Source organism: Streptomyces sp. NPDC051183, from assembly GCF_040682455.1.
Lineage (GTDB): Bacteria > Actinomycetota > Actinomycetes > Streptomycetales > Streptomycetaceae > Streptomyces.
Genome location: NZ_JBFBBA010000026.1, coordinates 55,023 through 69,021 on the forward strand (window position 1 = coordinate 55,023; position 13,999 = coordinate 69,021).

The 13,999-nt window shown below is 73.1% G+C and carries 11 protein-coding genes; 4 read left to right on the top strand and 7 right to left on the bottom strand.

Translation table 11 applies throughout. The features are described 5' to 3' along the window. Positions 1–56 precede the first annotated feature (56 nt). Entirely contained in the window at positions 57–2,201 is a 2,145-nt protein-coding gene (locus AB0M99_RS22910; RefSeq protein ID WP_365923347.1) for a condensation domain-containing protein, read from the top strand. A gap of 144 nt (positions 2,202–2,345) precedes the next feature. On the opposite strand, the gene AB0M99_RS22915 is transcribed toward AB0M99_RS22910, so the two are convergent. From AB0M99_RS22915 to AB0M99_RS22935, 5 genes are all read right to left on the bottom strand, one after another. Next, positions 2,346–2,900 carry an XRE family transcriptional regulator gene (locus AB0M99_RS22915; protein ID WP_365923224.1) on the bottom strand — a complete coding sequence of 185 codons (555 nt, stop codon included), beginning with the start codon at positions 2,898–2,900 and terminating at the stop codon, positions 2,346–2,348. 9 nt (positions 2,901–2,909) lie between these two features. Then, a complete protein-coding gene (locus AB0M99_RS22920) occupies positions 2,910–5,306 on the bottom strand; it encodes a helix-turn-helix transcriptional regulator (RefSeq protein WP_365923226.1) in 2,397 nt (798 codons plus the stop codon). A gap of 122 nt (positions 5,307–5,428) precedes the next feature. Next, the gene (locus tag AB0M99_RS22925) at positions 5,429–6,370 is read right to left on the bottom strand and encodes a ParB/RepB/Spo0J family partition protein (protein WP_365923228.1); all 942 of its coding nucleotides are present in this window, start codon (positions 6,368–6,370) and stop codon (positions 5,429–5,431) included. After that, entirely contained in the window at positions 6,367–7,680 is a 1,314-nt protein-coding gene (locus tag AB0M99_RS22930) for a ParA family protein (RefSeq protein ID WP_365923230.1), read from the bottom strand. The genes AB0M99_RS22925 and AB0M99_RS22930 overlap by 4 nt, the downstream gene beginning before the upstream one ends. A gap of 103 nt (positions 7,681–7,783) precedes the next feature. After that, positions 7,784–8,458: a ScbR family autoregulator-binding transcription factor gene (locus AB0M99_RS22935; RefSeq protein ID WP_365923232.1), complete on the bottom strand. Its 675-nt coding sequence runs from the start codon at positions 8,456–8,458 to the stop codon at positions 7,784–7,786. Positions 8,459–8,667: 209 nt separating this feature from the next. Between AB0M99_RS22935 and AB0M99_RS22940 the strand changes: the two genes are divergently transcribed. Beyond that, entirely contained in the window at positions 8,668–9,441 is a 774-nt protein-coding gene (locus AB0M99_RS22940) for a TetR/AcrR family transcriptional regulator C-terminal domain-containing protein (protein ID WP_365923234.1), read from the top strand. 90 nt (positions 9,442–9,531) lie between these two features. Then, positions 9,532–10,776: a cation:proton antiporter gene (locus AB0M99_RS22945; RefSeq protein ID WP_365923236.1), complete on the top strand. Its 1,245-nt coding sequence runs from the start codon at positions 9,532–9,534 to the stop codon at positions 10,774–10,776. Between the two features lie 84 nt (positions 10,777–10,860). On the opposite strand, the gene AB0M99_RS22950 is transcribed toward AB0M99_RS22945, so the two are convergent. Then, positions 10,861–11,619, bottom strand: a complete 759-nt coding sequence (locus tag AB0M99_RS22950) for a glucose 1-dehydrogenase (RefSeq protein WP_365923238.1) — start codon at positions 11,617–11,619, stop codon at positions 10,861–10,863. Positions 11,620–11,673: 54 nt separating this feature from the next. Between AB0M99_RS22950 and AB0M99_RS22955 the strand changes: the two genes are divergently transcribed. Next, on the top strand, positions 11,674–12,609 hold the full coding sequence (locus tag AB0M99_RS22955; RefSeq protein WP_365923240.1) for an NAD-dependent epimerase/dehydratase family protein: 936 nt from the start codon (positions 11,674–11,676) through the stop codon (positions 12,607–12,609). 84 nt (positions 12,610–12,693) lie between these two features. Here AB0M99_RS22955 and AB0M99_RS22960 read toward each other — a convergent pair whose 3' ends face one another. Then, entirely contained in the window at positions 12,694–13,653 is a 960-nt protein-coding gene (locus AB0M99_RS22960; RefSeq protein WP_365923242.1) for a ScbA/BarX family gamma-butyrolactone biosynthesis protein, read from the bottom strand. Positions 13,654–13,999 lie beyond the last annotated feature (346 nt).

Genomic DNA, 13,999 nt, shown 5'->3' on the forward strand with positions numbered 1-13,999 from the left:
CTCCCTGTCCACGTCTGTGTTCCCAGCCAGGGAGGAGCTGATGGACCGTGACGCAGATGAGCGTGGTCATCGCTCCCGGGCCACCGCCTTCCCTCGACCTGCACGGGCCGCTGACCTCGACGGCCCTGCAGGCGGCGCTGTCGCTGTTCCCGCCGTTCACCCCGGCCCTGCGCCGGCACAGCGCGACGCACCACAGCCTGACCCTGCCGCCGCCCCCCTTCCCGGCCGGGCCGCTGGTCGATCTGCTCACCTCGCTCCCCCAGCAGCCCGCCGCCGGTGTCCTGACGGTCCGGCCGGCGGCGGGCGACGACGCCCGGCCGACAGTCGGCGACGCCCGTCCCGGTCCCGCCGCGGGTAGCCCCGCGGCCCCGGCGGCCGGTGGCGCCACGCGCCCGGCGGCCGGTCCGGTCACGCCCGTCCAGCACGACCTGTTGCTCGACACGGTGGCGCATCCCGGACACGGCCTGCACGTAGGACAGGTGCACTGGCGCTGGCGCGGGCCGCTGGACACCGAACGGTTCGCCGAGGCCTGGCAGTACGTCTTCGGCTCCGAGGCCGTCCTGCGGGCGGCCCTCGGGCCGGGGCGCGGGCCGGGGGCCGCGGCCGGGACCCGGGCGGGAGCGGGGACCGGCGCCGCGCCCGGTGCGGCACCCGCCGTCTTCGTGCACGCCCACGCGGCCCCCGAGATCGTGTGGCACCCGGCCGGCAGCGCCGACTGGCCCGCGCTGCTGGCGAGCGAGCGGCGGCGCGAGTTCGACGTGTCCCGGCCCGGGCCGCTGCGCATCGCCCTGGTCGACGAGGGCGCCTGCATCCGGATCCTCGTCACCCACCACCAGGCCTTCGTCGACGGCCGCAGCATGCGCCTGCTGCTCGACGCCTTCTACCGCGCGTACCTCGCCGACGGGCGCCCGATGGGCGGTGAGCGCCGCCCGGACCTGCGCGACCACCTCCAGTGGCTCTCCTCCCGGGACTTGGCGCCGGCCCGCGCCTACTGGGCCCGGGCCACTCCCCCGCGCGGCGCCGCCACCCTGCCCGCGCGCCCCGGCACCCGTCCTACCGGCGGGGAGGGGCACGGGGTGGGCCGACGGCGCCTGACCCCCTACGAGGCCGCGCGCCTGCGGGACTGGGCCGCGAGCCACGGCGCCGCCGAGAGCACCGCCCTGCACGCCGTCTGGGCGCTCCTGCTGCACCGGGCCACCGGGGAGCGGCACGTCGCCTTCGCCGTGGCCTCCTCCGGGCGGGGCATCGCCCTCGACAGCGTCGAACGGCTCCCGGGCCCGCTCCAGGTGGCACTCCCCCGGCATGCGGTCGTCGAGCCGCGCGGGCTGGTCACCGGGCTGCTCGCCGACCTGACCGGAAGCGCGCTGGACGCCGCCGCCTACGAGTGGGTCTCCCCCGGGCAGATCCATGCCTGGGCCGGCCGCGCCCCCTTCGAGGCCGAACTCACCGAGTCCCTCCTCGCCTTCGAGCCCCCGGCCGGCAGCGAGCGGCCGCACACCGCCCGCGCCAACCGGGAGTCGCTGAGCGAGGCCCTCGCGGAGGAGGGCGTACGCGTCGACCCCGTCGAGGCCGTCGGACCGTACACCGGGGCGCCGTTCAGCCTCAGCGCCGGGCACGACGGTGAAGGCGGCCTGATGCTCACCGCCGTCCACGACCGGGCCCGGATCAGCGACTGCGACGCCGCCGAGATCCTCGCGCAGACCGCCCGGCTGATGCGCGAACTGCCCGCCGCCGCACGGGAGTCCACCACCGTCGCCGAGGCGCTCGCGCTGCTCGACGGCGCCCCCGTACCGCATACGGCGGCCCGGCCGTCCGCGCCGCTGCGCACCCTGCGGGCGCCGGCCCACCCCGGAGCGGGCACCGTCTGCCTGATCCCGCCGCCGGGCGCGCCGCCCGGCTGCTACGACGCCATGGCGCAGGCCTACCCCGGGCCGCAGGCCCTGACCACCCTGTCGGACGGGGCCCCGGCCGATGCGGCGGCCTGCCTCGCCGCGCTGCGTCCGGCGCTGGCCGCGGGGCCGCCCCTGGTGCTGGGCTGCTTCTCCGGCGCGGCGGCGCTCGCCGCCGAGGTCGCCGGGCGCATCGCGGAGCAGGGCTGGCAGCCGCCGCTGGTCGCCGTCGCGGGAACCCCCGACGGGGGCGCCGATGCGGTGCGCGAGCTCGCCCGTACCCTCATGGCGGCGGTCCAGCGCCGGTCATGAGGCCCCGTACAGCGGTCGAAAACCGCTGTACGGCCGCCTGACGGCCTATCGGGTGATCCAGAGTCATATCCCATACGGAGGTGGGAGATCGGCCCGTACGACCCCGGTTCTGTGGGTCGCTTTTGTCGGATTCGGGAGTAAAGCCTAGAAAGTGAAGTCGACGTAGTCGATGTCGGTGAACTCCACGAGGAGCCCCTGGGCGCGGGCGCCGTGGTCCTTGAAGTAGATCTCCTGGAGCCCCTCGGCGGCGATCTGCCGCAGCCGGCTCTCGGCGGCACCGGCCGCCTGCGCGGCGAAGAGCCGCTCGGCGTAGTCCGCCGGCAGGTGCTGGGTGATCCGGCGCATCCGGCCGTCGTCGGTGGTGCCGGGCGCGGCGCTGAAACCGAACCGGGCCCGGGTCTCGATGACCAAGCCGGTGGTCTTCGCCGCCTTGGCGCGGGCCCGCTTGCGCACCAGCGGCTGCCAGCGGCGGCGCACCTCGGTCGCCAGACGGGTGGCGAGTGCCGGCTTGGGCTGCTTGATCTGGTCCTTCACATAGCGCTCGACCGTGCGCTGGGAAATGGCGAGGAGCTCCGCCACGGCCTTGGTGGACTTGAGCTGCTTCACCAGGAAACGCACCTGGGCGCCCGCGGACTTGGGGATCGGGCGGGTGAAGTGCTGCTCGTCGGCGCGGTCGAGGCTGTCGCTGATCTCGGGCATGGTTGGTGGCTACTCTCCGTCGGCCGCGGCGTCGTGGCCCTTGACGTGCCGGGCGGGGTTGTGGCGTTCGTCGAGCAGCTGCACGGCCCAGAGCAGGGGCTGGGTGCCCTCGTGCTTGACCATGCCGGGGCTGACGCCGAGGCGGAAGCCGCCGGGCAGCGGCTTGCCGTCGGGGGTGCGGGGCAGGAAGTCGAGCGGGCTGGGCCCGTCGGACAGGTAGACCGCGCAGTCGGAGAGGACGGCGATGGGGTACTCCCCCGCCTCGGCCAGCTTGCGCATCTTGCGGTGCATGTTGACGCGGGCCGTGGCGATGACCGCCGCCCGGATGTCGGGCCGCCAGGTGGGGCGTTCGAGGGCGGGCCAGGGTTCGCCCGGACGGTAGCCGGCGCCCTGCGGCCGTTCGCGGAGCTTGCCGATGCCGCCCTTGACGGTGGACTTGATCGCGGAGAGCACCGCGGCCTGGGCCGGGTCGTGCTCCTTGTGGTGCGCCATCGCGGTGAGGAACTCGGGCTCGGTGAGGCCGGGGTGCACGCCGAGCTCCGCCATCGTGGCCATGTACGCGTCGCGCAGGCGGGTGTACCAGGCGTCGAGGTACGGCCCGTGGTCCGGGCGCAGCCAGGCCTCGGCCGGCTGGACGGGGTGGCCGAGCTCCTGGGCGTAGGCGAGGGTGGGGGTCGCGTACCAGGCGGGGCCGTCCGGGGCCCGGCCGTGCGGGGTGAAGGGGCTGGGCAGCCGCGGGTCGAGTTCGAGGTCCGAGAGGTCCGCCAGCCAGCAGCCGGGGATCTTGGGGTCGAAGCGCGGACGATCGGTGTGGACGGCGGGGCCGATGCCGACGACGAGGCGGTTGGCCGCGGCGGCGAAGGCCATGTTCACGTCGATGCCGACCGCGTGGGTACGGGTGCACTCGGCGTCGCTCAGGAGCTGCGGATCGCGGATCCAGTCGTACGCCTCCTCGTCGAGGACCTGGTCCGGGGTGCGCTGGTGGGCGCGGGGGTAGAGGGCCGCGACCACCGGGTGCTCGTCGGGGGCCTCCGGGGGAGCGGGGTCGACGGGGCGGGTGAGGGAGCCGGCGACGGGGGCCGAGACCCAGGTGCCGGTCGCCTCGTCGCGGGCGGCGCGGGTGGGCGGACGCAGGGAGGTCATCAGCTCCAGGCCCGAGACCGCCGTCGAGCCGCGGGGGGTGAGCACCCGGGCGGCGTACGAGGTGAGCAGCTCGGCGAGGTCCGGGGCGGGCAGTCCCGCCGTGTCCTCACCCCAGGCGCGGGGGTCGAGGGCGCCCCAGGGCAGTACCGCGAGCTGGACGCACTGGCGGCCGGTGGTGGGGGTGGCCGGGCGGTAGACGCGGGCCCACGGGCCGAAGCCGCGGCGGGTCAGCTGCCACTTGGCCTTGGCGAGCTGCCGGACGACGGGGTGGTCGTCGGGGAGGCGCAGGCCGCGGCGGTCCTCCAGGACCAGGGGGAGGCCGAGCGCCTCGGTGGCCTCGGGGGTGAGGACGAGGAGGGGGTCGCCGTCCTTGCCGTTGCGGTGCAGGCGGGGGGAGCGGAGGTCGGCGTCGGGGCCGAGGGCCCAGGAGATGAGGGCGGGGAGACCGGCGGCGGGGTACTCCAGGACCACCCCGCCGGCGGCGTGGGCGCGGCCGGCGCCGTCGAGCACGGCGAGCGGGCCGTTCCCTTCCAGGGGGGTGGTCCGGGTGGTCCGGGGGGCGGGTTGCCGGGCGGGGGCGTTAACGGCGTTAACGCCGTTAATGATCGACTTCTTGGGCCGCGCCGGGGCGGGTGCCGGGGCGGGTGCCGGGGCCGGAGCGTTAACGGCGTTAATGATCGACTTCGTGCCCTGTTCCGGGGGCCCGTCCGGAGCGGCGGCGTTAACGCCGTTAATGATCGTTTGTGGAGCGGGTTCCGGAGTCTCGTCCGAGGCGGGGGCGTTAACGCCGTTAATGATCGTTTGCGGAGCCGGCTCCGGAGCCTCGTCCGGGGTCGGGGCGTTAACGGCGTTAACGGCATTAACGGCGTTAATGATCGACTTCGCGGTCTCGTCCGGGGCGGGGCCGTCGGCGGCATCGGAGGCATCGGAGGCGTTAACGCCGTTAACGCCGTTAACGCCGTTAACGCCGTTAACGCCGTTGGCGGCGTCGGCCGGGTGGAGGTCCGAGAGGCCCTCCAGGAGGCGGGCGTAGGCCGCGCGCTTGGGAGGGCGGGGAGCGGTCCGGCCCGTCTCCCAGGAGGTGACCGTCTCACGGCGGACGGACAGCGCCTTGGCGATCTGGTCCTGGCTCAGCCCCGCCGCCTCGCGCAGCCGCTTGCGCTCGTCCGGGTGCGGGAGGGCGTCCTTCGCCGCGGCCTCCGCGAGCAGTGCGTCCACCGCCGCGAAGAGGCTGGTCTGTTCGTTCTCGTGTGCGTTGAGCATCGGTACCTCCGGTCGCAGCCTATGCGAAGCGCACCTCAGAACGCACATGAAACACACGTGGGGGCGTTAACGGCGTTAATGCCGTCAGCGCCCCCGTCGTGGGTGCGGCCGCCGATCCGGTCTCAGATCCGGGTCAGCAGCAGCTCGGTGACGGCCTTCAGGTCGTCGGGCGTGAGGTGTGCGGTCAGGGCGTCCGCGATGGTCTCGGGGGAGTCCACCGCGATCGTGATCCGGCGGGGCGCGGGGGCCGGCCGGTCCTCGCGATCATTAACGCCGTTAACGCCGTTAACGCCGTTGACGCTCGCCGATGCCCCGGCCGCCGGCCCCGCCGTCGGGCGCGTGCGCTGGCGCGGGGGATTAACGGCGTTAATGGTCTCCTCCGCCGCGGCCGCCTGCTCGCCCTGGGGGAGGCGCCCGATCCGCCGGGCCGGCTCCACCTTGAGCTCGCCCGTCTCCACCTTGTCCTGGAGCTCCGGGGTCAGGTGAAGGAGGGTCAGCCGCTGCGAGACCCACGCCGCCGTCTTGCCCAGCCGCTTGGCGACCTGCGCCTGCGAGCCGTGCACGTCGACCAGCTCCTGAAGGGCCCGCGCCTGGTCCATCGGCGCCACGTCGACCCGGTGGATGTTGGCGATCAGCGCCGACTCCAGGATGTCGGCCGCCGAGGTGGCCAGGGAGTCGTTCACGTGGATGTGCATCGTCTTCAGCCCGGCCAGCTGGGCTGCGGCGAGCCGCCGGTTGCCGTCGATGACCACGTACGGGGCGCGGCCCAGGCCGTCGGTCTGTCCCGGGTGGGCCTCCATGAAGGCCATCCGGGTGGCCACGGCGAGGGGCTGGAGCTGGCCGCGGACCGAGAGGGACTGCGCCATCTCCTCCAGCTCGGTGAGCTCCTCGCGGAGGTTGAACGGGTTGTGGGCCAGCGCCTCGATCGGCACCTCCGACGGCGGCACCACCCCGGAGGTCGGGGCGCCGGTGGCCTCCGCGATGGCCGCGCGGCGCGAGCTGACCCCGGCCGGCTGGGCCCGGGCGAAGGAAGCCGAGACTCCGAGTTTGTCGGCCTTGCTCATGAGATCTCCCTTGCGAGGGCGCGCAGCGCGATCGCCTGGTCGCCCTTGGGTGCGTAGACGAACAGCGGCTGCTTCACGCGGACGGCCTCGCGCTGTTCCTTCAGGTCGGGTACGACGGCCACGACGCGCGGATCCTTTATGTCCATCCAGGCCTGGAGCGAGGAGGTCGCGATGTACCCGCGCCGGCCGTCGTAGAGGTTCACGACGAGCCCGAGGTAGTCGATCTCCAGGCTGAGGTCGTCGCGCAGATCGTTGATCTGAGAGGTGAGGAGGTCGTACGCGTCGGCCGAGGAGTCCTCCGCCTGTACGACGATCAGCGCGCCCGAGGCGCCCGGCTGTTCGGTGTCGCGGCGGCGCCCGTAGTAGATGGCCGCGTCCATGCTCAGGCCCAGGCTCGGCGGGCAGTCGATGAGGATGACGTCGTAGTCGGACTCGACGGGGGACAGGGCCCGCTCCAGCGCGGCCTCGCGGGCGCGCACCGTGGAGAGGCGGACGTCGAGGAGGAACGCGTCCGTGCACGCGGGCAGGATGTGCAGCCGGTCGCCGAAGCGCTCGTCCGCGACGGGCACGATCAGGTCGGCCAGGGGGCCCTTGGCCTCGCCGGCCATGTGGCAGGTGAGGCTGTCGCCGCCGATGGGCAGCGGCTGGTGGCCGAGCTGCTTGGTGAGGTGGCCCTGCGGGTCGAAGTCGACGATCAGTACGCGCATCCCGAGGCCCGGGAGGTCCTCCAGGTCCAGGGGGACGACCTCGGCGAGGCGCTGCTCCGTGCCGTGGGAGTCCCCCGCGTCGCCGTCGGTGCCGGTGCCGGCGGCGGCGCCCGCGGCTTCGGCCGCCGAGAGCCGGGCGAGCTGGCGGGCGACGCGGACGGGGTGGAGGCTGGCGGGGTCCTCGGCGAGGGCCTCGGCGGTACCGGCGGTGATGGCGGTCTTGCCGACTCCGCCCTTCTGGTTGCACACGACGATGCGGCGGACGACGGACGGCCGCTTGACCGTGGGAGCCGGGTTCATCTCCAGCCAGAGGCGGACGGCTTGGGCGAGACCCTGGATGAGGGAGACCCCGCGGTCCTTGGAATCGGCGCGGAAGGACTCCCACTGCCCGGCGGGGAGCCAGGTGGAGAAGGACTCGGCGCCGGAGGTGTCGACGGGGGAGGGGGAAGAGGCGAGCGCGCTCCAGTGGGCGATGCCCTGGTGGACGGCGTCCTGGATGTCCACCCGCAGTTGGGCGGTGCGGATCTTCAACTCCTGGCGCAGCCACGGGGGGAGTTTGGAGACGACCTTCTCTCGGTCGCTCTGAGACGAGGGCGAAGTCATGAGAGGGACTTTACTAACGTTCGCCGGTGGATGTGGGCACCACGCTTGAGTTTTGCTAACGAAGTGGTGTGGATCCCCGGCGGATCCTCCCCCGGACCCGCCGTCAGCCGACCGGGACCGGCGGGGAGTCCAGCGCCGCCAGACCCAGCTCGGCCCGGCACCCGGGCGAACCCGCGGGGTCGAACAGGGAGATGTGGCCGGCGGGCACCATGCCCGGGAGCAGGAAGTTCCACAGGTCGACGACGCGCGCGTGCAGATCCGCGCGGTGGGTGCGCGCCTGCGAGGCGACCTGGATGCCGGCGAACGCGCCGACGATCATCGTCGAGAGGTCGTACACGTCGAGCGAGGGCAGCAACTCGCCCCGCTCCTGGGCCGGCGTCAGACAGCGGTGGCAGGTGTCGATCCAGCCGTCGTACGGGCTCGGGTCCGGGTCCGTGGCGGAGCGGAGCTCGATGACCAGACGGATCCCGGCGCGGATCCGGACGTCGGTGCGCAGCCCGAAGGCCGTCCGGTGCGTGAGGTCGATGACCGTCTGGAGGCCCGGCTCCCGGACGGCGGTCACTGCCTGGGAGACCCGGTGCTGCTCCTCCAGCAGGGCGCGGGCGAGCGCTTCCTTGGAGGGGAAGTGGAAGTACAGGGCGCCCTTGGTGACGCCGGCGTCCCGGACCACGTCGCTGAGGCTGGTGGCGGCGAAGCCGGCCCGGTCGAAGGCGCTCGCCGCGCTGTCGAGGATCGCCTGCCGGGTGTTCTCCGCGCGTGTCTGCCTGGTCCTTGCCATGTGCCCGCTCCTCGTGGGTGTGTGACCGGGCGTCCAGGCGTCAGGCTGGCTGTTCTCTGTGTCCCGTTCGAGGTCTATGTAGCCCGCAACTTCTTGGGGAAACCAGCCGATCGGTACTTTCGGGGAAGTGGATCATTAACGGCGTTAACGCCGTTAACGTGTACGGTCGACACAGTTTGGTGGGACGGGCGGGAAGAGTGAGGGATCCGATGACGGACGAGCAGTGGGGCGCGGCCGTGCGGCTGCTCTGGGGGCCGCCGGTCACCCCCGCGCGCGGACCCAGGCGCGGGCTCACGCTGGAGGGTATCGCCGGAGCCGGGGTCCGGATCGCCGACGCCGAGGGGCTGGCCGGCGTATCGATGCAGGCGGTGGCCGGGGAACTGGCGGTCACGAAGATGGCGCTGTACCGGTACGTCCCCGGCAAGGCCGAACTGGTCTCGCTGATGGTGGAGGCGGCCGTCCCGGAACCGCCCGCCCTGGACGCGGCGGGGGAGGGCTGGCGCGAGCGGCTCGCGCTCTGGGCCCGGGAACTGTACGCGGGGTTCCGCGCCCACCCGTGGCTCCTGGAGGCGACGGTCGGGGCGCGGGTGATGGGGCCGCGGGAGACCGGGTGGATGGAGCGGGCCCTGTCCGCGCTGGACGGGTGCGGGCTGAGCGGGGCCGAGGCGATCGACGCGGTGGTGCTGCTGTCCGGGCACGTCCGGGGGATCGTCGAGCAGGAGCGGGCCATGGGCGGGGGAGGCGGCGGTGCCGGCGGGGGCGGTGCCGGCCGGGGCGGTGGACCGGTCGAGGGCCCCGACGCGCAGTTGGCGACGGCGCTCGGCGAGGTGATGCGGGTGCACGGCGAGCGCTACCCGGCGCTCACCGCCGCGCTGGCTTCGGTCGCCGCCGACGGGGGGCAGGACCAGGCCCTGGGATTCGGGCTGGACCGCATCCTTGACGGACTCGGCCTCCTGGTGGCCCGACGGGCTGCCGGGGCGTAGGAGACGGGCGGGGCGCAGGGGGCGAGCGACCCCCGGAAGTGTGCGCCCGGCCCGTTTCCGGATCCGCCCGCCCGGGGGAGGGTGACGCCCATGATGTCCGTGGCGATCGGGGCGTTGCGCGACCCCCTGCCGGGGGTGCTGATGGCCGCCGCGGTGGTCGTCCTCGCGTGCCGGGCGGGCGCCGCGGTGATGCGCGGCCTCGGGCAGACGGCCGTCGTCGGGGAGATCGCGGTGGGCATCCTGCTCGGGCCGACGCTGCTCGGGTGGCTCTGGCCGGCGGGGGAGCGGTGGCTGCTGCCGGGCGAGGTGGTGGCGTACCTGGGGGTGTTGGGGAACGTAGGGCTCGTCGTCTTCATGTTCCTGGTGGGACTGGAGCTCGACCTCGGGCTGCTGCGGGGCAGCGGCCGGGCCGTGGTCCTGGTGAGCCAGGCGACCGTGGCCGTACCGCTGGGACTCGGGGCGCTGCTGGCGCTCGCGATGTACGGGTCCTTCGCACCCGCCGGGGTGGGCCGGACGGAGTTCGTGCTGTTCGTGGCGGTGGCGCTGAGCCTGACCGCGTTCCCCGTGCTCGCGCGGATCCTCACCGAGGAGGGCCTGTACGCCACACCGGTCGGGGCACTGGCCATGGCCTGCGCGGCGGTGGCCGACGTGGTGGCGTGGTGCCTGCTGGCGGTGGTCGTCGCGGTCGCCGGTGACGGCGGGGCCGAGCGGGTGCTGCTGACGGTGGCCGCGGCCGCGGCGTTCCTGGCCGCGATGTGGTGGGGCGTAGGGCCGCTGCTCGCGCGGTGGGGCGCCCCCGGCGGGGTGGCCGGGCTGTTCGCCGGAGTCTGCCTGGCGGCCTGGGCGACCGATGCCATCGGGGTCCACGCGCTGTTCGGTGCCTTCCTGTTCGGCGCGGTGGTGCCGAGGGACTCGGAGCCGGCCCGGCGGGCGGCCGAGCGGATGCGGGAGTTCGCCGCGCCGGTGCTGCTGCCGCTGTTCTTCGTCGGGAGCGGGCTGCGGACGGACATCGGGCTGCTGGGCGCGGACGCGGCCGGCTGGCTCTGGGCGGCGGCGGTCCTGGCGGTGGCGGTCGCCGCGAAGTGGGGCGCGGGCACCGGGGCGGCGCTGCTGGCGGGGCGCCCGGTACGGGAAGCGGTGACGCTCGGGGCGCTGATGAACTGCCGGGGCGTGACGGAGCTGGTGGTGCTGAACATCGGCCTCGGCCTCGGCGTGATCGGCCCGCGGCTGTTCACCGTGCTCGTCATGATGGCCCTGACCACCACCGCCCTGACGGCCCCGACGGTCCGCCGCACGGCGGCCCCGTACCGGCTCGCCGAAGTCCCGGACCGTTAACGGCGTTAACGCCGTTAACGCTCGACCACCGCGCGAGCCCGGGGTGTTAACGCCGTTAACACCGCGACAAGGCTGCTGCCCCGATCAGCGGACGGTCCAGCCGCCGTCCACGGGCACGGTCGCACCGACGACGAAGGAGGAGCGGTCGCTGCAGAGCCAGGCGGCGGCTTCGGCGATCTCGTCGGGGGCCGCGATGCGGGGGAGGAGGGCCGACTGGAGGAGGATTTCCTCCATCTCCGGATGCTCCTTGAGCCACTCGTCGATCATCTCGCTGCGCGTGGATCCGGTGGCCAGGACGTTGACCCGGATGTTTTGGGCCGCGTACTCGCTGGCGGCAGCCTTCGTCAGGCCCACGACCGCGTGCTTCGACGCGATGTAGGAGGCTGCCACCGGCGTAGCCACCAGGCCGGCGGTGCTGCTGTTGTTGACGATCGAGCCGCCGCCGGTGGCCAGCATGGCGCGGATCTCGTGGCGCAGGCAGTTCCAGACGCCGCGCACGTTGGTGTCCATGACGCTGTCGTAGGCGTCCTCGCCGAGGAGATGCAGCGGCTTGGGCTCCGTGCCGATGCCCGCGTTGTTGAAGGCCGCGTCCAGTCGTCCAAACGCGGAGACCGCCGTTGCGACCGCGCGGGCCACGGCCTCGGTGTCGTTTACATCGGCGACTACGTACTGCACTTGATGTCCGTCGGCGCGCAGTTCCTCAGTGAGCGCGGCCAGTTCGCGCTCACGGCGGGCCAGGAGTGTCAGCGCGGCGCCTTCGCGGCAGAACACGCGGGCGGCGGCCGCCCCGATGCCGGAGCTCGCTCCGGTGATCAGTGCCGATTTTCCCGAAAGAAGTTTCACTTGTCTGTCTCCAGCGTCATCGCGAGACAGTAACACGGTGTAATGATCAATGCCATGACGAGTCACAGGGTATTGGTAACGGGTGGGGCCGGGTTCGTCGGGTCTGGTGTGGTGGAGCGGCTGGTCCGGTCCGGGGTGCCCGTGCGGGCGCTCGCGCACGAGGCCGACGTGCCCGGAGCGGAGGTCGTACGAGGGGATCTGACGCGGCCCGAGTCGCTGCGCGGGCTGTGCGAGGGCGTCGACACCGTGCTGCATTTGGCCGCCCGGATCAGCGGCACCGAGGAGCAGTGCCGGGCGGTCAACGTGGAGGGGACCCGGGCGTTGCTGGCCGAAGCGGTGCGGTCCGGGGTGCGGCGGACCGTCCAGCTGGGGACGGCGGCCGTCTACCAGGAGGGTGCCCATCGCGGTGCGCGGGAAGGTGAACTCGCCGAGGAGCCGGAGTCGGTGACGAGTGTGACCCGGCTGGCCGGCGAGCGCCTCGTGCTGGCGGCCGGCGGAACGGTCCTGCGGCCCCATCTGGTGTACGGGCGGGGCGACCGCTGGGTGGTGCCCTCGCTGGTGCGCCTGCTGGAGCGGGTTCCGTACTGGGTGAACGGCGGCCGGGCCAGGACGTCCATGGTCTCGGTGGACGCCCTGGCCGGCGCATTGGCGGAACTCGCCGTCCGGCACAACGTGGGTGGCGCGGGGCAGGTGCTGCACGCCGGTCACCCCGAACCGGTCAGCGTGCGGGAACTCGTGGAGACGGTCGTACGGGAGCTCGGGCTCACGGCACTGCCGACGGACGACGTGGACATGGCCGGTGCCTTGGAACTGCTCGGCGGGCGGGGGGATCCGGTGCTGCGAAGGCGGGTGTCGTTCCTGGCGGTGGACCACTGGTACGACAGCCAGCGCCTGTGGAACCAGCTCACGGCATCTCCCGGGCCGGGGTTCTCCGTGGAGTTCGGACGCTACAGCGCCTGGTACCGGGAGTACCAGGGCCAACAGGGCTGAGGGGCCTCGCGCACGTCTCCCCGTGTGGGGTCGGGGCGACGGGCAAGGCAGGACGGGCAGGGCCGGACGGGCCGGTCTGGAGCGTCAGGCGACCGTACCGGTCACCGTGGCCCGGAAGGCGGCGGCGCCTCCCTGGCGGCCGACGACCTCCACCCGGCCGGGGCCGGTGACGTTCGCGTCCACCCAGCACGGCGAGTCCAGCTCGACGTAGTTGAGGAACTCCGTGGACACGGCCGTGGGGGTGAAGGTGTCGGCCGGGTGCATTCCGTAGGCCGCCTGGCGGGCGGCCTCGACGAGCACCATGCCGGGAACGTGGTCGTTGGCGTGCTCGAAGAGGATGGGGTGGTTGAGGTCCGCGCTGAGTTCCCACCGCCCCGGCCGTTCGGCGGGCGCAAGGACGACGTCGAAAGGCAGCACCCTGCCCGCGGAGGCAGCGGCCACGGGCGTACGACGTGCCAGCGCCTTCTCTAAGCCGATCGTGCCGCGGTCGCCGCGCAGCCTGTCGTAGGTGTTCGGGTGGACGAAGGTGAAGCGGGCATTGCCAGTGGCGGTGAGTTCGCCGTCGCGGTGTATGTCGACTTCGAGGAACCCGGAGAAGCGGTTGCCCTTCCAGGCGAAGTCGTTGCACACGGCCGTGATCTGGAGGTCACTGGGGCCGCGGCCGATGCGCAGCTGCTCGGGCTGGGTCTCGAAGTCCAGGCTCCAGAGCAGCACGTTGTAGCCGAGCGGCACCCCGTACACGGCGTGGCACAGGTAGAGCCCCACTTGTCTTACGGTCTCGCCCGCCTGCACCGGGTCGTGGCTGATGCCATCGGCACTGGTGAAGAAGGTGTGGGCACGGGGCCACTGCCCCGTGAGGCGGAACAGGTCCGGCCCCGCCTCGTCGCACCCCGTCAGGAAGACCTCCGCGAGCGAGCTGCGGTGGACGTACTCCCTGGGCACCGTGGTGGTCAACCCCGGTACGACGTTGCACCGCGCCCATGGGTCTCCCGTCCTCGGAAGAGGAAGGGCGGGCGCGTTCTTCCGGATCGTCAGCATGGTCATGGAACTCTCCCCGCAGAGCCAGTTCGACTGATGGGACAAGTGGCGCACGCGCCTCGCAAGATACGTACTCTCCGGTTTTGTTTCAAGGTGCTCAAATCGTGTCCTTGTGACGTGCATGGCGGGCTCTTTGTGTCACATGTCGGCCTGCGGACCACCCCCACCAGCGGCGTTCCGGTCCCCGTATAGGCGGGGCGGTGCGAACCGCGAGCCCCAAGTGAGAGCCGGTCTTCCGGTCATATGCCCCGGTCCGGTGGGGTGTTGCTGCGCCGGATTCGGTGAGGGGAATTCAAGCCATCGTTGAGCGGGCGTCGGGCGGGCGGGCGCCCGGTCCGCAGTCGGCGGCCGC